The sequence below is a fragment of the Alsobacter sp. SYSU BS001988 genome (assembly GCF_054796215.1).
The window spans coordinates 1-494 of the sequence record NZ_JBTAMK010000060.1; the positions used below are offsets into that span (position 1 = coordinate 1).

General features: G+C 67.6%; 1 protein-coding gene. It reads right to left on the bottom strand.

Going from position 1 to position 494, the window contains the following annotated elements; genetic code table 11:
• Positions 1–494 (bottom strand): DnaB-like helicase C-terminal domain-containing protein (locus ACYVO7_RS25800; protein WP_460452619.1); only part of this gene is annotated, 494 nt, incomplete at both ends.

Consider the following 494-nt stretch of genomic DNA (forward strand, 5'->3'; position numbering starts at 1 on the left):
TCGCGCGCCGCATTCAGTGCAATGGCGAGCGCGAGTGTGGTTTTGCCCATGCCGGGGCGACCAGCCAAGATGACAAGTTGGCCGGGGTAGAAGCCGCCCGTGAGGCGGTCGAGCGAGGGAAGCCCGGAGGGTGTTCCGCGCCGCTTGCCTCCGCCACGAACACGGTCGAGCTCGGCCAGCACGCTTGCTGTAGCTGCCTGAAGGCTGACGGCCGGCGTCGATCCTCGGCCGGCAGACGCAATTGTGTCGAGCGCTCCAATGGCGTCCGCAGCCACTTCCGCGGGCCGACTTGCTGGCGCCTCCGCTGCGACGGCGAGCTCCGACGCGACGGCTTTGATCCTGCGCTTGTCGGCCTGCCGCCGAATTTCCAACGCGTACTCGCGGGAATTCGCTATCGTGGTCGCGTCGGCCGCGAGCCGGGCGATGTACTGAGCCACGGTCATGCCGCCGAGGTCGTGATCGCCGATGGCCATTCTGAGCAGGGCGACATCGAA